General features: G+C 63.3%; 18 protein-coding genes and 1 rRNA gene. 11 read left to right on the plus strand and 8 right to left on the minus strand.

Going from position 1 to position 21,843, the window contains the following annotated elements; genetic code table 11:
• Positions 1-9: 9 nt before the first annotated feature.
• The 7 genes from rrf to CQW31_RS27850 all read left to right on the plus strand — a co-directional run bounded on the left by rrf (position 10) and on the right by CQW31_RS27850 (position 8,028).
• Positions 10-125: ribosomal RNA gene (gene rrf / locus CQW31_RS27820) — 5S ribosomal RNA — on the plus strand.
• Between the two features lie 290 nt (positions 126-415).
• Positions 416-2,059 carry an acetolactate synthase large subunit gene (locus CQW31_RS27825; protein ID WP_054885603.1) on the plus strand — a complete coding sequence of 548 codons (1,644 nt, stop codon included), beginning with the start codon at positions 416-418 and terminating at the stop codon, positions 2,057-2,059.
• A 193-nt stretch (positions 2,060-2,252) separates the two neighbouring features.
• Positions 2,253-2,807, plus strand: a complete 555-nt coding sequence (locus CQW31_RS27830; protein WP_054885602.1) for a UPF0149 family protein — start codon at positions 2,253-2,255, stop codon at positions 2,805-2,807.
• Positions 2,808-2,931: 124 nt separating this feature from the next.
• On the plus strand, positions 2,932-3,555 hold the full coding sequence (locus CQW31_RS27835; protein WP_054885601.1) for a glutathione S-transferase family protein: 624 nt from the start codon (positions 2,932-2,934) through the stop codon (positions 3,553-3,555).
• Between the two features lie 28 nt (positions 3,556-3,583).
• Positions 3,584-5,596 carry a pyridoxamine 5'-phosphate oxidase family protein gene (locus CQW31_RS27840; protein ID WP_099815925.1) on the plus strand — a complete coding sequence of 671 codons (2,013 nt, stop codon included), beginning with the start codon at positions 3,584-3,586 and terminating at the stop codon, positions 5,594-5,596.
• Between the two features lie 43 nt (positions 5,597-5,639).
• The gene (locus tag CQW31_RS27845) at positions 5,640-6,536 is read left to right on the plus strand and encodes a LysR family transcriptional regulator (RefSeq protein ID WP_054885599.1); all 897 of its coding nucleotides are present in this window, start codon (positions 5,640-5,642) and stop codon (positions 6,534-6,536) included.
• A 196-nt stretch (positions 6,537-6,732) separates the two neighbouring features.
• Positions 6,733-8,028: an MFS transporter gene (locus CQW31_RS27850; RefSeq protein WP_099815926.1), complete on the plus strand. Its 1,296-nt coding sequence runs from the start codon at positions 6,733-6,735 to the stop codon at positions 8,026-8,028.
• Between the two features lie 44 nt (positions 8,029-8,072).
• Here CQW31_RS27850 and CQW31_RS27855 read toward each other — a convergent pair whose 3' ends face one another.
• The 8 genes from CQW31_RS27855 to CQW31_RS27890 form a co-directional block, all read right to left on the minus strand.
• Complete coding sequence (locus tag CQW31_RS27855; RefSeq protein WP_099815927.1) at positions 8,073-8,942, minus strand: aldose 1-epimerase; 870 nt, start codon at positions 8,940-8,942, stop codon at positions 8,073-8,075.
• Positions 8,942-9,862: a DMT family transporter gene (locus CQW31_RS27860; protein ID WP_099815928.1), complete on the minus strand. Its 921-nt coding sequence runs from the start codon at positions 9,860-9,862 to the stop codon at positions 8,942-8,944. Before CQW31_RS27860 ends, CQW31_RS27855 begins: the two co-directional genes overlap by 1 nt.
• A gap of 138 nt (positions 9,863-10,000) precedes the next feature.
• On the minus strand, positions 10,001-11,281 hold the full coding sequence (locus tag CQW31_RS27865; RefSeq protein ID WP_054885595.1) for a TRAP transporter large permease: 1,281 nt from the start codon (positions 11,279-11,281) through the stop codon (positions 10,001-10,003).
• Positions 11,282-11,809 (minus strand): TRAP transporter small permease, encoded by a 528-nt coding sequence (locus CQW31_RS27870; protein WP_099815929.1) that lies wholly within the window; start codon positions 11,807-11,809, stop codon positions 11,282-11,284.
• Positions 11,810-11,877: 68 nt separating this feature from the next.
• Positions 11,878-12,849, minus strand: a complete 972-nt coding sequence (locus CQW31_RS27875; RefSeq protein ID WP_054885593.1) for a TRAP transporter substrate-binding protein — start codon at positions 12,847-12,849, stop codon at positions 11,878-11,880.
• Positions 12,850-12,923: 74 nt separating this feature from the next.
• Positions 12,924-13,799 carry an SMP-30/gluconolactonase/LRE family protein gene (locus tag CQW31_RS27880; protein WP_099815930.1) on the minus strand — a complete coding sequence of 292 codons (876 nt, stop codon included), beginning with the start codon at positions 13,797-13,799 and terminating at the stop codon, positions 12,924-12,926.
• A 25-nt stretch (positions 13,800-13,824) separates the two neighbouring features.
• Entirely contained in the window at positions 13,825-14,631 is an 807-nt protein-coding gene (locus CQW31_RS27885) for an NAD(P)-dependent oxidoreductase (protein ID WP_099815931.1), read from the minus strand.
• 197 nt (positions 14,632-14,828) lie between these two features.
• Positions 14,829-16,073 carry an OprD family porin gene (locus CQW31_RS27890; protein WP_054885590.1) on the minus strand — a complete coding sequence of 415 codons (1,245 nt, stop codon included), beginning with the start codon at positions 16,071-16,073 and terminating at the stop codon, positions 14,829-14,831.
• A 310-nt stretch (positions 16,074-16,383) separates the two neighbouring features.
• Between CQW31_RS27890 and CQW31_RS27895 the strand changes: the two genes are divergently transcribed.
• The 4 genes from CQW31_RS27895 to dgoD all read left to right on the plus strand — a co-directional run bounded on the left by CQW31_RS27895 (position 16,384) and on the right by dgoD (position 21,790).
• Complete coding sequence (locus CQW31_RS27895) at positions 16,384-18,765, plus strand: glucose/quinate/shikimate family membrane-bound PQQ-dependent dehydrogenase (protein ID WP_054885589.1); 2,382 nt, start codon at positions 16,384-16,386, stop codon at positions 18,763-18,765.
• Positions 18,766-18,994: 229 nt separating this feature from the next.
• Positions 18,995-19,963, plus strand: coding sequence for a 2-dehydro-3-deoxygalactonokinase (locus CQW31_RS27900; RefSeq protein WP_099815932.1), 969 nt, complete (start codon positions 18,995-18,997; stop codon positions 19,961-19,963).
• 18 nt (positions 19,964-19,981) lie between these two features.
• Entirely contained in the window at positions 19,982-20,602 is a 621-nt protein-coding gene (locus tag CQW31_RS27905) for a 2-dehydro-3-deoxy-6-phosphogalactonate aldolase (protein ID WP_099815933.1), read from the plus strand.
• A gap of 39 nt (positions 20,603-20,641) precedes the next feature.
• Positions 20,642-21,790: a galactonate dehydratase gene (gene dgoD / locus CQW31_RS27910; protein ID WP_054885586.1), complete on the plus strand. Its 1,149-nt coding sequence runs from the start codon at positions 20,642-20,644 to the stop codon at positions 21,788-21,790.
• Positions 21,791-21,843: the final 53 nt, after the last annotated feature.

Consider the following 21,843-nt stretch of genomic DNA (forward strand, 5'->3'; position numbering starts at 1 on the left):
ACAGAATTTCTTGACGACCATAGAGCATTGGAACCACCTGATCCCATCCCGAACTCAGTAGTGAAACGATGCATCGCCGATGGTAGTGTGGGGTTTCCCCATGTGAGAGTAGGTCATCGTCAAGATTCATTTCGCAAAACCCCTATCTGCGCACGCAGGTAGGGGTTTTGTCTTTTCCGTCCTCCGGCAATGCGGCGCTATGACGCTGCAGCCAAATGTCTTTTGTCTGTATCCTCCTATCTGTGCCGTCTGTACGGTGCGACAATATTTCTCGCAAATTAACGTGACTTGTTTGCGCTTAAGCTGCGTCAAGACTTAAGTTCGGGGCAATCCTGGCCCCCGAACCGAGCGATGCCAGCGTACCGTGCTGCGCATTTCTGGACTTTCCGTCCGATCACTTGAGGTTACAAGCAAGATGGCCAAGGCCGCCGATGTCGTTGTGCAATGCCTGGAAAACGAAGGTGTCGAGTATGTGTTCGGCATTCCTGGTGAGGAAAACCTCGACCTGCTGGAATCCCTGCGCAAGTCGAAGATCAAGCTGGTACTGACCCGCCACGAGCAGTCCGCGGGCTTCATGGCTGCCACCTATGGTCGCCTGACCGGCAAGACTGGCGTCAGCCTGTCGACCCTGGGCCCTGGTGCGACCAACCTGGTAACCGCCAGTGCATACGCCTACCTGGGCGGCATGCCGATGATGATGATCACCGGCCAGAAACCGATCAAGAAGTCCAAGCAGGGCCGCTTCCAGATCATTGATGTGTGCGGCATGATGGATCCCATCACCAAGTACACTCACCAGTTCGCCTCGGCCGACAACATCCCGGCCCGTATGCGCGAAGCGTTCCGCCTGGCTGAAGAAGAAAAGCCGGGCGCTGTGCACCTGGAGCTGCCGGAAGACATCGCCGCCGAGCAGACCGACGCCCTGCCGATCCCGCGCAGCCTGCACCGTCGCCCGCTGGCCGAGCACGTGGCCATCGAAGCCGCTGTAGAGAAACTGCACAAGGCCCGTAGCCCGATCCTGGTGATCGGCGCCGGCGCCAACCGCAAGATGACCGCCAAGGTCCTCAAGCAGTTGATCGACAAGACCGGTATCCCGTTCATCACCACCCAGATGGGTAAAGGTGTGGTCGACGAGCGCCACCCGCGCTTCCTCGGCAACGCTGCGCTGTCGTCCGGTGACTTCGTCCACCGTGCCATTGAAGCCGCCGACCTGATCATCAACATCGGTCACGACGTGATCGAGAAGCCGCCATTCTTCATGGTCCGTGGTGGCACCGAAGTCATCCACATCAGCTTCCGCTCCGCCGAAGTCGATGCCGTGTACTTCCCGCAGGTCGAAGTGATCGGCGACATTGCCAACGCCGTGTGGCAGATCAGCGAAGCACTGAACGACACCGCGCACTGGGACTTCACCCGTCTGATGGCCATTCGTGAAGCGAACGAGGCGCAGATCGCCGAAGGCGCCGACGACAATCGCTTCCCGGTCTACCCGCAGCGTCTGGTCGCCGACATCCGTCGCGTGCTGCCGTCCGAAGGCATCGTGGCCCTGGACAACGGCATCTACAAGATCTGGTTCGCCCGTAACTACAAGGCGCACAAGCCGAACACCGTACTGCTCGACAACGCCCTGGCGACCATGGGCGCAGGCCTGCCATCGGCCATGGCTTCGCACCTGGTGTACCCGGACCGCCCGGTGATCTCGGTGTGCGGCGACGGCGGCTTCATGATGAACAGCCAGGAGCTGGAAACCGCAGTCCGTCTGGGCATGCACATCACCGTGGTGATCCTGCGTGACGATGGCTACGGCATGATCCGCTGGAAACAGGCCAACATGGGCTTCACCGATTTCGGCCTGGACTACGGCAACCCGGACTTCGTCAAATACGCCGAAGCCTACGGTGCCAATGGTCACCGCGTCGAAAGCGCCGAAGCCTTGCTGCCACTGCTCGAGCACTGCATCAAGACCCCTGGCGTGCACGTAATCGACTGCCCGGTCGACTACAGCGAGAACGACCGCATCCTCAACAGCGAGCTGCGTGAGCGTGCGCTGGCGGTTTAAGGCTTAAGGGCCTATTCGCGGCGGTTCGGCGCCCCGCTGAACCCGCTGCCACTGGGACCGCACAGCTTGCGAAAGTTGTGCAACCCTTGGCCGCAGGTTCAGCGGGGTGTCGAACCGCCGCAGAATGCTTTCTGCAGATCCGATCCCCCATGTGCTAGGGTGCAGGCAAATCTTCACCCCAGGATACCCGCACATGCTCCCTGCCCTCAGCGAAAAAGAACTCGCCCGCCTCGAAGACTTGCTGATCACCTACGGCAACGACTATTCGGTGCTCAACCTGGCCGAGCTCAACGGCTTTTTCACCGCCCTGGCCAGCTCCCCGGTCGACGTGCTGCCCGAGCAATGGTTGCCTACCGTCGCTGGCGGCAAGGTGCCGAAGTTCAAGAAACCCGCCCATGAAGAGGCCTACACCGCCTTGATGCTGCGCTATGCCTACCAGATCGCCGAGCAACTGGCGCAGGACCTCGAAAGCTTCGAGCCGTTGTTCGAAGAGAGCGAGGCCGAGGAGGGGCCAGCGATCATCATGGAAGAGTGGTGCTTCGGTTACATGCGCGGCACGCAGGTGGCGGGTTGGGGGGAGCTGCCGCCAGAGCAGGAGCAGTTGCTCAAGGCGATTTCACTGCATGGGCTGGAAGACAACTTCGAATTGCTCGATGCCATGAGTTTCGATGAATTGCAGGCTTGCGTGCCGCACGTGGTCGAGGCAGCGCGCGGGCTGTATCGCTATCAGAAGCAGTCGCGGCACTGACCGGCCTATTATTCCACTAGGCGAAATTATGGTTTGCTCCTCACGCTGATTCTGCTGCCCGCCGGATCAGTGCAGGATGGGCTCCACCTGGCATCACCCCGATGCCGGCCCTGGAGCCCAGCCCATGATCAAACTTTACAACTTCCCCAAGTCCGGCCACGCCCACCGCATCGAGCTGATGCTGTCGCTGCTCGGCCTGCCTACCGAACTGGTGTTCGTCGACCTGGCCAAAGGTGCGCACAAGCAGCCGGAATTCCTCGCCCTCAATCCGTTTGGCCAGGTACCGGTGATCGATGACAACGGCACCGTGATCGCTGATTCCAATGCCATTCTGGTGTACCTGGCCAGCACCTACGACAAGGCGGGCAAGTGGTTACCCCATGACCCGGTCAAAGCGGCACGCGTGCAGCGCTGGTTGTCGGTTGCAGCCGGGCCGCTGGCCTTCGGCCCCGCAGCCGCCCGCCTGGTGACCGTGTTCGGCGCTTCGTTCAACACCGACGAAGTCATTGCGCGAGCACACACCTTGCTCAAGGTGATGGACGCCGAGCTGGCCAAGTCGGCGTTCCTCGCCGGCAGCGAGCCGACCATCGCCGACGTTGCCAACTATTCCTACATTGCCCACGCACCCGAGGGCAATGTCTCGCTGGAACCCTATCCCAACGTGCGTGCCTGGCTGGCCCGGATAGAAGCATTGCCTGGCTTTGTCGCCATGCCGCGCACGGCCATTGGCTTGCAGACCAGTATCTGAGCCGCTACTCCACACGAGGACTGCCGCCATGCAGCAACTCCCCAGCCATCGCACTTCGCCCTGGCATGCCGGCGAGAAGCGCCTGCAAGAACAGGTCGGTGTTTCGGAGCGCATGGAAGTGTTCGGGCAGAAAGTCATCCGCGACTACATGCCCGACCAGCACCGCGCGTTCTACCAGCAATTGCCATTCATCGTTGCCGGTGCTGTAGACCAGGGCGGCAAACCTTGGGCGACGTTGCTCGAGGGCCCGGCAGGCTTCGTCAGCTCGCCTGACCCACGGCAATTGCTGATCGACTGCCACCCGGCCAGCGACGACCCTGCAGCGCCAGGGCTTGCTGCTGGCGGGGCCATCGGCCTGCTCGGCATCGAATTGCATACGCGCCGGCGTAACCGCATCAACGGGCTGATCGCTCAGGGTGCAAGTGGTGCGCTGCAGGTGCGGGTCGAGCAGTCTTTCGGCAATTGCCCGCAGTACATCCAGCTGCGCCAGTACACCCGTGTCGATGAACCGCAACAAGGGCGGATTGATGCGCGAGGGCTGGACGCAACGACCGCCCAGATGATCGCAAACGCGGACACGTTCTTCGTCGCCAGTTACATCGACCACGCCGACGGGCACCGTTCGGTGGACGTCTCGCACCGAGGCGGCCGCCCCGGCTTCGTTCGGGTCGAAGGCAACCGCCTGAGCATTCCAGACTATGCCGGCAACCTGCATTTCAACACCCTTGGCAACCTGCTGGAAAACCCGGTGGCCGGGCTGTTGTTCGTCGACTTCAGCAGTGGTGATGTGCTGCAAGTGACCGGGCGCACCGAGGTGATACTCGACAGCCCGCTGATCACGGTATTCGAAGGCGCCGAGCGGTTATGGACACTGGACATCGAGCAGGTGGTCCTGCGCCGGGCGGCGGTGAGTTTGCGCTGGGCCTTCGAGGAGTACGCGCCAACCAGCTTGATGACCGGCACCTGGGCCGAGGCGCAGCAGCGGCTTGAGCTGCGTGAGCGGCAACGCCAGTGGCTGACCTGGCGGGTGGCGCGGGTGGAGCAGGAGAGTCGAGACATACGCTCGTTCTATCTGGCCGCGGATGAGCCGGTGACCTTCTCGCCCGGCCAGCATATTCCCGTGCGTATCCCGCTGGGAGCCGATGCGCCGCTGATTCGCACCTACAGCCTGTCCTGCGCGCCGTCCGATGGCTACCTGCGGATCAGCGTCAAGGCGCAGGGCCCGGCGTCGCGCTTTCTGCATGAGCGTGTCAGGGCAGGGGACAGGCTGGAAGTCCGCCGGCCGATGGGCAGCTTCATCCTGGACAGCGTCAGCACCAGGCCTGTCGTGCTGATCGGTGCGGGCGTGGGCATCACACCGCTGATCGCCATGCTGCGCGAGCTGTTGGCGAACGGGCAGGCGCGCCGCATCCATTTGTTCCACGGCGCCCGCAGCCTGAGTGATCTGCCGTTCCAGCAGGAACTGGCCGAACTGCGTCAGCGAGCCGGCCCTGGCTTGAGCGTGCATCGTTCGTTGAGCCAGCCTGAGGCCGAAGCCGTGCAAGGGCGTGACTTCGAGCACGTCGGGCGACTGGGCATCGAGCAGGTGAAGGGCGCGCTGGCACTGGATGATTACGACTTCTACCTGTGTGGGCCGGCCAGCTTCACCCAGGATCTGTATGAGGGATTGCGCGGCGTGCATGTGCCGGATGCCCGCATTCATGCCGAAGCCTTCGGGCCATCGACACTGCGCCGGCATGGCGACGACCAGCGCCCCACGCTGCAGCAGCCGCCGGCTGCCAGCGAGCCGGTACCTGTGTACTTCGCCAGCTCCGCCAAGGAGGCTCGTTGGGCACCGGGGGCTGGGACCTTGCTGGAGCTGGCCGAGGCGCGCGGGCTGTCACCGGAGTTCAGTTGCCGGGGTGGGTCTTGCGGGACGTGCAAGACCAAGGTGGTGAGTGGGCAGGTGCATTACCCGAATCCCCCTGCCGAGATGCCGGAGGAAGGCACTGCGCTGATCTGTTGTGCCGTGCCAGCGCAGGCACTGGTGCTTGAGCTTTAAGGCAGCCGATAATCTCCCGCATCCCCGATGCTCAGGAGCGTGCATGGACCAGATCCACCTGATGAAGGTGTTCGTTGCTGTCGGCGAGCTGGAAAGCTTTGCCGCTGCCGCCCGCCGCCTGGACATCTCGCCGGCCGCCGTTACCCGTGCCGTCAGCGCCCTCGAAGAGCAGATCGGGGTCAAGCTGCTGTTGCGCACCACCCGCAGCGTGCGGCTGACCGATGCGGGCGGCCGTTACCTGGAAGACACCCGGCACATTCTCGCCAGCATCCATGAAGCCAACGAAGCTGCGGCCGGGATCAACGCCACGCCCAAGGGTGAACTGGCGATCACCGCGCCGATCCTGTTCGGCAAGAAGTTCGTCATGCCTTGTATCGTGCGCTACCTGCAGCGCTACCCCGAGGTCGATGTGTCGGCGTACTTCCTCGACCGCGTGGTGAACATGGTCGAGGAGGGCATGGACGTGGCCGTGCGCATCGGGCCGCTGCCTGACTCCGGTCTCAAGGCGCTGCGCGTGGGCCGGGTGCGGCGGATGCTGTGTGCATCGCCCGACTACCTTGCCCGATGGGGCGAGCCGCAGCACCCGTCGGACTTGCTGGAGCATGCGGTGATCGCTACTACCACCCTCTCGCCGCGCGCCGGCTGGCGCTTCGGCCTGGCCGACGAACCCACCCTGGTACGCATGAAGCCGAGGCTGACAGTCACCAGCAACGATGGCGCGATCGCTGCGGCAGTGGATGGACTGGGCGTTGCCAGGCTGTTGTCGTATCAGGTGGTCGATGAGCTGGCCAGCGGCAAGCTGAAGGTCATTCTTGCCGATTACGAGGAGGCCCCCTGGCCGATCCATATCTTGCATCGAGAGAGCAAGTACGGCTCAGCCAAGGTGCGTTCGTTCATCGACATGCTGGCGCAGGATTTGCGAGCCCGTCACCTGGATTGAGCAAGGAGATCGTACAACAACGCAGGATTCATCAGAGGCTCGCTGCGAACTTTTCGATTTCTCGGATCATTGATATTTATTGTTGTACGACGACCTACGACATGGCACTCTTCACCTGAAACAATTTGTCTCATTTCGCCCTGCCGGCGCATGGGGCAGATCACCCGTCACTCTAAAAACAAGATTCAGGTGAACCATGAAGATCAAAGGCATCCGTTGGTGGATGGTCAGCCTTGTCACGGCCGGGCTCGTCGTCAACTACCTCGCCCGCAACACCCTCTCGGTGGCAGCTCCCACCCTGATGACCGACTTATCCATCACCACCGAGCAATACGCCAAGATCGTCGCGACCTGGCAGATGTGTTACGCCCTCATGCAGCCGATTGCTGGCTGGCTCATCGATTTCATCGGCACCAAACTGGGCTTTGCCGTCTTCGCCTTGGCCTGGTCGCTGGCCTGTGCGGGGGCCGCCCTGGCCAGCGGTTGGCAGAGCATGGCGTTCCTGCGCGGGTTGCTGGGCATGACCGAGGCGGCCGGCTTGCCGGCCGGGGTCAAGGCCACCACCGAATGGTTCCCGGCCAAGGAACGCTCGGTCGCCATCGGCTGGTTCAACATCGGCTCGTCCTTGGGCGCATTGCTGGCGCCACCGCTGGTGGTATGGGCGATCCTGCACAGTGGCTGGCAGCTGGCATTCGTCATCGTTGGCGCGTCCGGTGTGCTGTGGACCCTGCTGTGGATGCTGCTGTACAAGCATCCGCGTGATCAGCAGCGCCTGAGTGACGCTGAGCGTGACTACATTCTCAGCGGCCAGGAAGCCCACTTCAAAGCCGAGCAGCGTGAAAAGGGCGCGTGGAAGCGCATCTTCAAGACCCGCAACTTCTACGCGATCGCCTCGGCACGCATTCTTTCCGAGCCGGCCTGGCAGACCTTCAACGCCTGGATCCCGCTGTACCTGATGACCGAGCGGCACATGAACATCAAGGAAGTGGCGATGTTCGCCTGGCTGCCGTTCCTGGCTGCCGACATCGGCTGCGTGCTTGGGGGCTACCTGAGCCCAATGTTCCATCGTTACTTCAAGGTGTCGCTGTTCACCTCACGCAAGATGGTGCTGGTATTCGGCGCCAGCTGCATGATCGGCCCGGCCTGTATCGGTTTGGTCGAAAGCCCGTACACGGCGATCCTGCTGCTGTGCATTGGCGGCTTTGCCCACCAGACCTTGTCGGGGGCGCTGTATTCGATCACCTCGGATTCGTTCAGCAAGGACCAGGTGGCGACGGCGACCGGCATGGGCGGGATGTGTGGTTACCTGGGCGCGGCGCTGTTTACCCTGGTGTTCGGCATCCTGGTTACGCAAATTGGCTACAGCCCACTGTTCGTGGTGCTGGCGGCATTCGATATCGTGGCGGCAGTGCTGGTATGGAAGGTCGCACGCGAGGTGAATGGGGCTGCTTCGCCACAGTCGTTGGCAACCTCGTCCGAGGCACTGGCGTAAGGCTTGAAGTCTTGGGGCTGTAAAGCAGCCCCAATCCCAGCCAGTCACATTGGCTGATAGTGCATCCTCAATCCCAGGCTGATCGATTCTCCCTGCTGCAACAGTCTCAATCCTGGTCGCCCTGGCAAGTGATGCGCATTGATCGGGTGGCTCACTGGCTCGAAGCAGAAGAATGGCTGCTCGTGCGGGCAGAACAACAGAAAATGTTCGGCGCCGCTGGCACTGCATAGCAGCCGATATCCCGCGCCCGGCTGCTCGATCACGCAGTGGCCGGGCCATTCGCTGAAGGCATGATCCACCGCCGTGGCCGGCAGTGTCCGTGCGCGGGCGAAATTCCAGTGATCAGGTACCTCGGCTTGCCGTGACGGCAACGCACCGTTCTCCGCCAGCCAGACGGTGCGCGCCTGCGCCTGCAATCGCGTATCAGGATGGCGCGGAAAGTAAGGATGCAGCCCGAGGCCATACCAGCTAGCCGCCGAATCCAGATGCGTGGCCTGCAGATCGATGGCAAGGCAGCCCTCATGCAGGTGCACATCCAGTGTCGCACGGTAGGCAAACGGTATTGTGCTGTCGAGGCTCAGGCGGGCGTGGTGCTCGCTGTGCTGCTCCACCTGCCAGGGCTGCTGCCAGGCACTGCCGTGGATCGGGTAGGGATCGTGCCCGGTGTTCGGTGCCAGGGCCAGCCAGCCATCGGGGCGCTGGAAGCCGCCCTCGGCGATCCGGTTGGACCAGGGGACCAAGGGGTAGCAGCCCAGGCGCCGCGGGCTGCCGCTAGCCAGGGCGGCCGCGTCGGCAGGGCGCAGCAGCGCCTGGCCGGTGGCGCTGGCCTGCCAGTTGACCAGGCTGGCGCCCAGCTCAGGGGCGATGCTCAGGCGGGTCAGCGGGTCTTGCAGGTGCAGCAGGGGGACGCTCATCAGGGCCTCCGATAGGTCAGCAGGACGATGCCGCACACCACTACGGCACCGCCAATCAATTGCAAGCCACTGAGTTGCTGGCCGAGCAACGCCCAGCCCAACAACAGGGTAGCGATGGGCTCTACGTTCATCACCGGTGCGTTCTGCGCCATGTTCAGCCTCGGCACACAGACGAACAGCAAGGTGAAGGCCACGCCATACAGCACCACCAGGCTGGCCAGTGCCACCCAGCCGGTGGAGCTTCCCGGCAGCGACAAGCCGGCAGGCATCACGCCGCTGATACCAGCGGCCAGCATGCTGGTGAACACGATCAGCAAAGTCAGCAGGCTGCGCACCGGGCCGCGTACGGCGGCCAGCTTGTGGTCGGTGATCCACAGGGCGCAGGCAAACACGCAGGCGGCGCAGAACGCCAGGCCCACACCCAAGGTCCAGTGCGGGTTGGCATCGCCACCGTCGGCCAGGCGTGCCGGAACATCCAGCGCCAGCACCAGGCCACACAGGATCAGCCCCATGAACAGCAGCGTGCGCCCGCTCGGGCGGGTACCGCCCAGTGCCCAGGTCAGCAGCGCCAGGAGCATGGGAAAGGTATTGCCCACCAGCAGCGCCAGGGCGACCGGAATGCGTGCCACCGCCGAATACAGGCACAGGCTCTGGGTCGCGATCAGCAAGCCCAGCAGCAGCTGCCAGCGCCGTGTGCCGGCAGGCAGGCCGAGCGGCTGGCGTTGCCATAGCACCAGGCTGGCCAGCACCAGGAAGGTGATGCCCGAGCGGCAGAGAATGGCCAGCAGCACTCCGGTGTCGTTGTCGAAGGCGATGCGTGCGGCGATGTGGTTGCCGGCGAACGAGCAGGCCAGCAGCGCCAGAAGGGCGATGGCCAGTTTGCGCGGGAAGAGGGTGGTTGCAGAAGAGGGGGCAGCCATGTGCAGGATCCGTTTGCATGGGAAATCCGGGGCTGCTTTGCAGCCCATCCGCGGGCACGCCCGCTCCCACAGGGACCAAGCAATCCCTGTGGGAGCGGGCGTGCCCGCGAATGGGCCGCAAAGCGGCCCCCATTGCGATTACAGGACGACGCTCGGCAGCCACAGCGAGATGGCCGGTATGTAGGTCACCGCCATCAGCACCAGGAACAGCGCCAGGTAGAACGGCAGCAACGCCTGCACCGTGGCCTCGATGCTGACCTTGCCAATCGCTGACCCGACGAACAGCACCGCACCCACCGGTGGGGTGATCAGCCCGATCCCCAGGTTGACCAGCATGATCATGCCGAAGTGCACCGGGTCCACGCCGATACCGGTAATCACCGGCAGCAGGATCGGCGTGAGGATCAGAATCAGCGGTGCCATGTCCATCACCGTGCCCAGCAGCAGGAGCATGAAGTTGATGCACATCAGGATCACGTAGCGGTTATCCGACAGGGTCAGGAACGCCGTGGTGATCTTCGACGGGATCTGCATCAGGGTCATCACATAGCCGAAGCTTGCGGCGAAGCCGATCAGGATCATCACGATCGAGATGGTGCGTACCGTGCGGTGCATCAGCTTGGGCAGGTCGCGCCACTTGTAGTCGCGATAGATGAACATGGTCACGAAGAACGACCACACCACCGCCACCGCAGCCGATTCGGTCGCGGTGAACACACCCGACAGGATGCCGCCAAGGATGATCACCATGGCCATCAGGCCCCACAGGGCTTCACCGGCAATCTTCAGCGCCTGGCGCAGCGGAATCACCTCGCCCTTGGGGTAGTTGCGCTTCTTGGCGAAGATCAGGCACAGGCCCATCATCACAGCGCTCAGCAGCAGCCCCGGCATCACCCCGGCCATGAACAGCGAAGCGATCGACACCGTCCCCCCAGCTGCCAGCGAGTACAGCACCGAGTTGTGGCTCGGCGGCGTCAGCAGGGCCTGCACCGAGCCGCTCACGGTCACGGCTGTGGAGAATTCACGCGGGTAGCCCTTGCGCTCCATTTCCGGGATCAGCACCGAGCCCACCGATGCGGTATCCGCCACCGACGAGCCGGAGATGGCACCGAAGAAGGTCGACGCGGTGATGTTCACCAGCGAAAGCCCGCCGCGCACGAAGCCCACCAGCACCCCGGCGAACGCTACCAGGCGCCGCGACATGCCGCCCTCGGCCATGATCGCACCGGCCAGCACGAAGAACGGAATGGCCAGCAGCGAAAACTTGTTAACCCCACTGGCGACCTGGATCATCATCGCCTGCAGCGGGATGTCGATGTACCAGGCGCCGATCAGTGCCGACAGGCCCAGGGCGTAGGCCACCGGCATGCCCAGCAGGATCAGCGCAATGAAGCTACCCAACAGAATGAACGCATCCATTTACGCCGCCCCCTCGTTTTCTTCAACCAGGTCGAAGCGCACCACCTTGCGCTGGCTCTGGTCGCCCAGCAGAAGTTTCTCCAGCACGAAGATCAGCGTCAGCACGCCGCCGACCGGGATCGGCGCGTAGCTCATGCCCACCCGTACGCCGGGCAGCGAGGCCATGTACTGGTTCCAGGTGGTGACGCACAGCTTGTAGCCGTACCAGGTCATGAACACGCAGACCCCCACCATCAACAGTTGAGTGAACACCGCCACCAGCCGACGCAGCGGCTCCGGCAGGCGGTCAGTGATCATCGCCACCGCCATGTGCGCGCCGGCGCGGTAGCTGGCGGCGGCGCCGATGAAGGTGAACAGCACCATCAGCAGGATCGACACCGGCTCCGGCCAGCTGGACCCGGTACCCAGCACGTAGCGGGCAAAGATGCCCCAGGGGATGATCAGCGCCATGGTCAGGATCGACAGGCCGGCGACCCAGATGCAGGTGCGGTACAGCGTGTCGTTGACGCTCAGGAAAAGCATTTTCATAGGCATCACCAGAGCGGCAGGGCGACGGGTGTCGCACTGCCGAGGTCATCTTGGGAGGAGGGCCGGGGTTACTGGACCGCGTCGATACGCTTCATCAGGTCGGCATATTGCGCACCGTACTTCTCGCGCACCGGGGCGGTGGCGTCGTAGAACGGCTTGGTGTCGACGGCGATGAACTCGACACCGGCGGCCTTGAGCTTCTCTTCGCTGGCTGCGGACTTGGCGTCCCACAGTGCGCGTTCTTCCATCTGCGCTTCACGGGCAACCTTCTTCACCAGCACCTGCTGCTCAGGCGTGAGCTTGTTCCAGGTGGTCTTGGACATCACCACCGGCTCCGGCAGGATCAGGTGATTGGTCAGGGTGAAGTACTTGGCGCTCTGGTAGTGGTTGTGTTCGAGCAGGGTCGGCGGGTTGTTCTCGGCGCCGTCGATTACCCCGGTCTGCAGCGCGCTGAAGATTTCGCCGGTGTCCATGGCGATGCCATTGCCACCCATGGCGTTCATCATGTCGATGAACAGCGGGTTGCCCTGCACGCGGATTTTCATGCCCTTGAGGTCTTCGAGGCGGCGCACCGGCTTCTTGGTGTAGAGGCTGCGTGAGCCGCCATCCATCCAGGCCAGGGCCACCAGGTTGAATTCGGAGTTGGTGATCTTGTCGAGGATTTCCTGGCCGATTTCACCATCGATGATCTTGCGCATGTGCTCATGGTCACGGAACACGAACGGCATGTTGAACACGTTCACGTCCGGTACCACCGGGCCGACGATACCGAGGCTGACGCGGGTCATCTGCACGGCACCGATCTGCGCCTGCTCGATCACTTCCTTTTCCGAACCCAGCACGCCGCCGGCGAACATCTTGAAGGTGATTTCGCCATTGCTGGCCTGTTCGAGCTTCTTGCCCATGTTCTGTTCGGCGACCACGGTCGGGTAGCCGGCCGGGTGGATCTCGGCGAACTTGATGTCGAGTGCCGAGGCCGGCAATGACAGGCTGAACGCGAATGGGAGTACGGCAAGAAGCAGCTTGCGTTTGAAGGTCATGGTGAAACTCCGTGGTTTTTATTATCTGGTTTCGCGTGCGAGTGTCGGGTGCTGCGGTGTTGCATGGGCCGCGGTCAGCCGCGCCAGGCAGGTTCCTCCAGGCCTTGGACGCCGGGGTGCAGGGCAAATACGCCACCGGCCAGGGGCTGGTCGCTGAGGTCAGTGCCTGCAGGGCGGATCGAGGTGACGAACAAGGTGTCGAGGTTGGCCCCGCCGAAGGCGCACATCGCCGGTTTCTTTACCGGCACGCTGAGCGAGCGGTCGAGCCGCCCGTCGGGGGTGAACCGGTGGATCTGCCCGGCGTCGTTGCCGCAGATCCAGTAGCAGCCGTCGGCATCGATGGCGGCGCCGTCGGGGCGGCCGGGGAAGGCGCGCATGTCGACGAACAGCCGCTGGTTGTGCGGGGTGCCGCTGTCGGTGTCGTAATCGAAGGTCCAGATCTTCTGCACGTTGGGATGCGAGTCCGACAGGTACATGCGCGTGCCGTCCGGGCTGAAGGCCAGGCCGTTGGGCACGATCATGTCCTTGAGCTGCTGGTGCAACCGGCCCTCGCCATCGAGCCGGTACAGCGCGCCGACGTGGGCGCCTTGCTGCATGTCCATCAACATGCTGCCGGCCCAGAACCGGCCCTGGCGGTCACAGCGGCCATCGTTGAAGCGCATGCCGTGGTGCGGGTGTTCGACTGTGGCGAGCCGGCGGCTGTCGAGGCGGCCGTCGGCCTGGGCCCGCAGCTGGAAGATGCCGCTTTCCATGCCAGCGACCCAGCCCCCTTCGGTGCGGGCGATGCAGGCGAGCATCTCGTCACCCTGCCAGACCTGATGGGCGCCGTCCTGCCAACGGTGCAACTGGCGGGCCGGGATATCGACCCAGTACAGGGCCTGTTCGCTGGGGTGCCATACAGGGCTTTCACCGGTGCCATTGCGGGCGTCGACGATCAGTTCGCAGTGCATGCTGGAGCCTCCTGGCAGGGGGGTGTCAGCTGAAAGGGCCGGCAGCGACGAAGGCGCCACCCTGGTAGACCATGCTCGGGTCGTCGGCGGCGGGCGCCGGTTTGGCCTCAACTGCGGCGCGGAACACTTCCGAGGTGTCCTTGGGTTGGTAGCCCAGGTGCGCAGCATGGCGGTTGTCCCACCAGACGGTGCGGTTGTCTGAGGCGCCGTAGACCACGGTGTGGCCGACATCGGCGGTGAACAGGCCGCGCTCGATCAGCTGAGTGAGGTCGTCGTAGCTCAGCCAGGTGCTGAGCATGCGTAGGTTCTGTGGCTCGTCGAACGAGGAGCCGATGCGGATGCTGACGGTCTGGATGCCGTAGCGGTCGAAGTAGAAGCTGGCGACATCCTCGCCGTAGCACTTGGACAGCCCGTAGTAGCTGTCGGGGCGGCGCAGGGCATGGGCGTCGATCGTCTGGTCCTGATGATAGAAGCCAATCACATGGTTGGAGCTGGCGAAGATGATGCGCTTGACCCCGTGCTTGCGTGCGGCTTCGTAGATGTGGAACACGCCGCAGATATTGGGGCCGAGGATGTCCTCGAAGGAATGCTCGGTGGACACGCCCCCGAAGTGGACGATAGCGTCGACGCCTTCGACCAGGGCATGGACCGCGGCCTTGTCGGCCAAGTCGCAAAGGACAACTTCTTCATGGGGGCCAGTGGCAGGGGCCATCGGCGCGATATCGGAAAGGCGCAGGACTTCGGCGAAGCCGGTGAGGCGTTGGCGAAGCACCTTGCCCAGGCCGCCTGCGGCTCCGGTGAGCAGCAGGCGCTTGAAGGGGGTGGTGGTCATGGCGGCTCTACTTGTGATTGTTGTAAGTTGTCGTATGACTAGGCTGATTATCGGCAGCGCTTCCCGAGGTTGTCAATGCTGCTTTTGGGCGTTTTCATGGCCCTGTGGGAGCGGGCATGCCCGCGAACACCGGCAGAGCCGGTGCCATCCACCGCGTCGCCTGTTTCGCGGGCGCGCCCGCTCCCACAAGGGCCGCATTACAGCAACGACAGGGGATAGTTGAAGATCAACCGGTTCTCATCGAATTCGTTGTTGCTGTAGTCGCGACGAATGCTCGAGTTGCGCCACTTCACGCTCAGGTCCTTGAACGGCCCGCTCTGGATCACATAGGCCAGTTCCGACTCGCGCACCCACTCCTTGCCGTCGGTCACCGCCCCGGTGTGCACGTCGCGGCCACTGATATAGCGGTTCATCAAGGTCAGCCCGGGCACCCCGAGCGTCACGAAGTTGAAGTCATGGCGCACCTGCCACGAGCGCTCTTCGGCATTGTCGAAGCTGGAGTTGTAGCTGTCGTTGGCCAAGGTCCCGCCGCTGGTGCCATTGACCCGCATCCAGGTATCGCCATCGACTTTCTGCAGCCCGATCCAGAAGGTGTTACCGCCGTAGCGGGCCGAGAACATCCCCGAATAGGTCTTGTTGTCCAGCTTGCCGGCACGTTCCGAGCCGTCCTCGCCGCCACGGAAGTAACCCAGGTTGGCGCCGAGGGTCCAGTCGCCCAGCGGCTGGCTGTGGCTCAGTTGCAGGTATTGCTGCGCGTAGACGTCCTTGAGCACCGCCTTCCATAGCCCGACCAGGGTGCGGTTCTGGTTGAACGTGTATTCGCCACCGACAAAGTTGAAGCGGTCCGATACGCCGCCGCCGTAGCTCATGTCTTCCATGCTCGCATCGTTGCGCGGGCTGTTACCGCGGAACTGGCCGCCATACAGGGTCAGCCCGCCAATTTCGCTGGAGGTTACCTGGCCGCCGCGGAAGGTCTGCGGCAGTGAGCGACCATCGTCAGAGCGCAAAATCGGCAGCACCGGCATCCACTCGCCGATCTTCAGTTCGGTCTTGGAAATACGCGCTTTGCCTGCTACTGCCAGACGCCCGTAGTCATCCGCCGGCTTGCCGTCGTCATGGCGTGGCAGCAGCGCCGTGCCGTAGGTGCCGCCACCGCCATCGAGCTTCAGCGACCACAGCCCCAGCACATCCGCGCCAAACCCCACCGGCCCCTCGGTGAAGCCGGAACGGGCGTCGAGAATGAAGCTTTGGGTCCATTCTTCAGCTTTGCTCTGTGGGTTGCCGGGGTTGGTGAAGTTACGGTTGATGTAGAAGTTGCGCAGGCCCAACACGGCCTTGCTGTCTTCGACGAAGCCCTGGGCGAGGCTGATGCCCGGCATGCCGCCGAGCAGGCTGGCGCCGAGTAGCGCAAAGGGAAGGGGGATATGGCAGATTTTCGACATGGGGTGGGTCCGCTGTTGTTTTTGTTATGTGTTGTCGTACAACTGCGGCGTTTTTTATCAAGCGGGAAATGCACTGTCAACGTCGAAGATCGCAATGAATTAGCGCAGTCAAGTGAAACCTCGCCAGCGAGCGCTCTAGATCAAGGTTCAGATAAAGCCAAGGTCATACGATGACGTCGGGGAATATTGTTGCATTTGCGGCAACGGAGTCCCTTTGGCGCGACGGTTAGTCGCAGAATCATTTCGTAATACTATTCTTCGCTGCTGAAGGGCTAATCGATTCAGTCCAATGGAAACGGAGAATTCACCCATGAGCACAACCCGTGCTTCGCAACCCTCACGCTTGCTGCCCAGGCTGCTAGGCGTGCTCTTTCTGCTGATGGGCCTGGCCCTGGTAGCCGGCGGCATCAAGCTGATGGGCCTCGGCGGCTCGCTGTATTACCTCCTGGCCGGCATCGGCATCCTGATCACCGCTGGCCTGCTGCTGGCCGTGCGCCGCGAGGCGCTGAGCGTCTATGGCATCGTGCTGCTGCTGAGTACGTTGTGGTCAGTGATGGAGGTAGGTCTGGACTGGTGGCAACTGGTACCGCGCCTGGCGCTATGGTTCGTCCTTGGCCTGGTCCTGCTGTTGCCTTGGCTGCGCAGGCCGCTGACCCTTGGCCAGCCCTACCTCTTGGGCAATGGCGTGCTGGGCCTGGCCGTGGTTGTGGCGGGGCTGATGGCCCTGGCCAGCCAGTTCACCCATCCCGATACCGTCGTCGGCCGTCTCGACCGGGAAACCGCAGGCACCACCAGCGCGGCGCCGCAAATGCCCGACGGTGACTGGCAATCCTACGGCCGCACCGAGTTCGGTGATCGCTACTCGCCGCTCAAGCAGATTACCCCGGAGAACGTCGGCAAGCTCAAGCTGGCCTGGACCTACCGGACCGGTGATATTCCCGGCCCTAATGATCCGGGCGAGACCACTGCGGAGAACACCCCGCTAAAGGTCAACGGCAAGCTCTACGTGTGCACCCCGCACAGCCAGGTGATTGCCCTGGACCCGGATAGCGGCAAGGAAATCTGGCGTTTCGACCCCAAGCTCAGCACTCAGAACGCTGCCAACTTCAAGGGCTGGGCGCACATGACCTGCCGTGGCGTGGCCTACTTCGACACGGCCAAGTCCCAGGCGAGCACCGCTGCAGGCCAAGCCTGCGCCAAGCGTGTCTACGTGCCCACTGCCGACACCCGCCTTATTGCCTTGGATGCCGATACCGGCAAGCAGTGCGAGGGCTTTGGCGACAACGGCCAGATCGACCTGACCCGCAACATCGGTACCTTCGCCCCCGGTGGTTACTACTCCACCTCGCCACCCACCGTGGCCGGCGGCCTGCTGATCCTCGGCGGCCACGTCACCGACAACGTCTCCACCGATGAGCCGTCTGGGGTAGTCCGCGCCTATGACGCAGTCACCGGCAAGCTGGTGTGGAACTGGGACAGCGGCAACCCCGAAGCTACTACGCCGATCGCCGATGGCCAGTTCTACACCCGTAACTCACCGAACGTGTGGTCGGTGATCAGCGCCGATGAAAAACTCGGCCTGCTGTACCTGCCCATGGGCAACCAGATGCCTGACCAGTGGGGTGGCAACCGCACGCCCGAAGCCGAGAAGTTCAGTGCCGGCCTGGTGGCCCTGGACATTGCCACCGGCAAGGTGCGCTGGAACTACCAGTTCACCCATCATGACCTGTGGGACATGGACGTCGGCGGCCAGCCTAGCCTGATCGATATCAAGACTGCCGACGGCATGAAGCCTGCGGTGATGGCCTCGACCAAGCAAGGCAGCATCTACGTGCTCGACCGCAGCAATGGCCAGCCGCTGGTGCCTATCCACGAGACGCCGGTGCCGCAAGGTGCGGTAGAAGGCGATCACACCTCGCCGACCCAGCCGATGTCCGAACTCAACTTCATGCCGCCGACCCTGCACGAGCGCGACATGTGGGGCGTGACGCCGTTCGACCAGATGCTCTGCCGCATCGACTTCCGATCGCTGCGCTATGAAGGCATCTACACCCCGCCGTCGCTGCAGGGCTCGCTGGTTTATCCGGGCAACTTCGGGGTGTTCGACTGGGGTGGCATTTCGGTCGACCCGGTGCGCCAGATCGCCTTCGTCAACCCCAGCTACATGGCGTTCAAGTCACAGCTGGTGCCAGCGTCCAAGATCGCCGGGCAGCCGGCGCGCAAGAGCGAGACCGAAGGCATCCAGCCGAACAAGGGCGCACCTTATGGCGTGATCATGAGCGCCTTCCTGTCGCCGATGGGGCTGCCGTGCCAGGCACCGTCCTGGGGCTATGTGGCGGCCGTGGACCTGACCACGCACAAGGTGATCTGGAAGCACAAGAACGGCACTGTGCGGGACAGCTCGCCAGTACCGATCCCGCTGACCATGGGCGTACCGAGCCTGGGTGGTGCCTTCACCACCGCCAGCGGCCTGGCGTTCCTCAGCGGCACCCTCGACCAGTACCTGCGTGCCTATGACGTACGCGACGGCAAGGTGCTCTGGGAGGGGCGGTTGCCGGCAGGGGCGCAGACCACACCGATGACCTACACCGGCAAGGACGGGCGCCAGTATGTGCTGGTGATGGCCGGCGGGCATGGCTCGCTGGGCACCAGGCAAGGGGACTATGTGATGGCGTTTGCCTTGCCTGAGTAACTGCCTTTTCCAGGTTGATTCGCGGGCACGCCCGCTCCCACAGGTACTGCATCGCCCTTGATGGCAAAGCAGATCCCTGTGGGAGCGGGCGTGCCTGCGAATGGCCTCACAAATTCTTGAATCAAGAAAATCCCTATATGTGGGATTCAATTCTACATATTGGAATTTTCGTCCCTGCAGGTTTATAGTCGCCCTCACTCACTGCCAAAAAAACAGAACAGGTGAAGCGATGCAGGCGCAATTGATCGCGCTCGACTGGGGAACCACCTCCCTTCGTGCTTATAAACTCGCCACCGACGGCCAGGTGCTGGACGTGCGCACGCTGCCCAGCGGCATCATGCAACTGCCCAAGGCTCCCCGCCTGATCAACGGCCAACCCTGTGCCGACGGTTTTGAACTGGCCTTCGACGACGCCTGCGGCGACTGGCTCGACGCCCAACCGGGCCTTCCGGTGATTGCCTGTGGCATGGTCGGCAGCGCCCAGGGTTGGCGCGAAGCGGCCTACCGCGACACGCCAGCCAACGTCGCCAGCCTCGGCGCGTCCCTGCAAACGGTGCGCAGCCAGCGCGGCGTCGATGTGCATATCGTGCCCGGCGTGATCCAGCGTTCGCGGCTGCCCAATGTCATGCGTGGTGAAGAGACTCAGGTGCTCGGCGCACTGCCCAGCGTGACCACGGATGACCTGCTGATTGGCCTGCCCGGCAGCCATTCGAAATGGGTACAGGTGGCCGACGGCTGCATCATGCAGTTCGACACCTTCATGACGGGCGAAGTGTTTGCCGTGCTCAGCGAGCACAGCATCCTCGGTCGTACTCAACAACGCGGCGCAGCGTTCGATGCACCGGCTTTCGACCACGGTGTGCAGGTATCGCTGTCCGCCGAAGGCGAGATCGGCCCGCTGTCCACCGTGTTCAGTGCCCGCAGCCTGGGCTTGACCGGTGAACTGAGCGCCAGCGCCCAGCCCGATTACCTCTCCGGCCTGCTGATCGGCCATGAACTCTCTGCCCTGGCCAAGGTGCAACGCGAGCGACGCAACAGCGTGCACTTGCCGGCGATCTTGCTGATCGGCAATGGCCCGCTCTGCATGCGCTACAGCCGTGCCCTGCAGGCGTGTGGCTTCAGCCACGTGAGCGTTGCCGAACAGGCCACCGAACGCGGCCTTTGGCAACTGGCGCTCGCGGCCGGCCTTACTCATTGATCCTGAAGGGAGCTCGACATGCTCGAACAAGCACTGGCACAGAACGGCCTGATCGCGATCCTGCGTGGCATACAGCCGCATGAAGCCGCGGCGATGGGTGAAGTCCTCTATGGCGCCGGTTTTCGCGTCATCGAAGTGCCGCTCAATTCCCCACAGCCCCTCGAGAGCATCCGCATCCTGCGCGACACGTTACCCGCCGATTGCCTGATCGGCGCAGGCACCGTGCTGACGCCGGCGCAGGTCGCGCAGGTGAAGGAGGCGGGCGGGCAACTGATCGTCATGCCCCACAGCGACTCGCAGGTGCTACGGGCTGCCAAGGCGGCGGGCCTGTACCTGGCACCGGGTGTCGCCACGCCGACCGAGGCTTTCGCCGCCCTGGCCGAAGGTGCCGATGTACTCAAGCTGTTCCCGGTCGAGCAGATGGGCCCGGCGGTGGTGAAGGCCTGGCTGGCCGTGTTGCCCGCCGGCACCGTGCTGGCGCCGGTGGGCGGCATCACGCCCGGCAACCTGCAGCAGTTCTTTGACGCTGGCGCCAGAGGCTTCGGCCTAGGCTCCGGCTTGTACAAGCCGGGCATGACGCCTGAACAGGTCGCGGCCTCTGCCAAGGCTTACGTGACCGCTTGGCAGGCCCTGCACTGATCCAGTCCTGCGCCGCATCCCAACAAGAGAGACAAGCAGATGAAAATTACCAAGCTGACCACCTTCATCGTTCCGCCACGCTGGTGCTTCCTCAAGGTCGAGACCGACCAGGGCGTCACCGGCTGGGGTGAACCTGTGGTCGAGGGGCGCGCCCATACGGTTGCCGCTGCCGTCGAAGAGCTTTCCGACTACCTCATCGGCAAAGACCCGCGCAACATCGAAGACATCTGGACCGTGCTCTACCGGGGCGGGTTCTACCGCGGTGGCGCCATCCACATGAGCGCCCTGGCCGGTATCGACCAGGCCCTCTGGGATATCAAAGGCAAAGCACTGGGCGTGTCGGTCAGCGACCTGCTCGGCGGCCAGGTGCGCGACAAGATCCGCGTGTATTCGTGGATCGGCGGCGACCGCCCAGCCGACACCGCCCGTGCAGCGAAGGAGGCCGTTGCCCGCGGCTTCACCGCGGTGAAGATGAACGGCACCGAAGAGTTGCAGTTTCTGGACACCTTCGACAAGGTCGACCAGGCCCTGGCCAACGTCGCCGCCGTGCGCGATGCGGTGGGCCCGAACGTCGGCATCGGCGTCGACTTCCATGGCCGCGTGCACAAGCCCATGGCCAAGGTGCTGATGAAGGAACTCGACCCGTACAAGCTGATGTTCATCGAAGAGCCAGTGCTCAGCGAAAACTACGAAGCGCTGAAAGAGCTGGCGCCGCTGACCAGCACGCCGATCGCCCTGGGCGAGCGGCTGTTCTCGCGCTGGGACTTCAAGCGCGTGCTCAGCGAAGGCTATGTCGACATCATCCAACCTGACGCCTCCCACGCGGGCGGGATCACCGAAACCCGCAAGATCGCCAACATGGCCGAGGCCTACGACGTCGCACTGGCGTTGCACTGCCCACTGGGCCCGATTGCCCTGGCGGCCTGCCTGCAACTCGACGCCGCCTGCTACAACGCCTTCATCCAGGAACAAAGCCTGGGCATCCATTACAACGAGAGCAACGACCTGCTCGACTACGTGCGCGACCCAGGTGTGTTCGACTACGAAAAAGGCATGGTGAAGATCCCCAACGGCCCGGGCCTGGGCATCGAGATCAACGAGGAATACGTGATCGAGCGCGCCGCCGTCGGCCACCGCTGGCGCAACCCGGTGTGGCGCCACGCCGACGGTAGTTTCGCCGAGTGGTGACACCGCTTCGGCAAACGCGTTGAAACGACCTCAATAACCATAACAAGAGGCAC

This window comes from Pseudomonas sp. 382, assembly GCF_002759075.1.
In the GTDB taxonomy this organism is placed as follows: domain Bacteria; phylum Pseudomonadota; class Gammaproteobacteria; order Pseudomonadales; family Pseudomonadaceae; genus Aquipseudomonas; species Aquipseudomonas vlassakiae.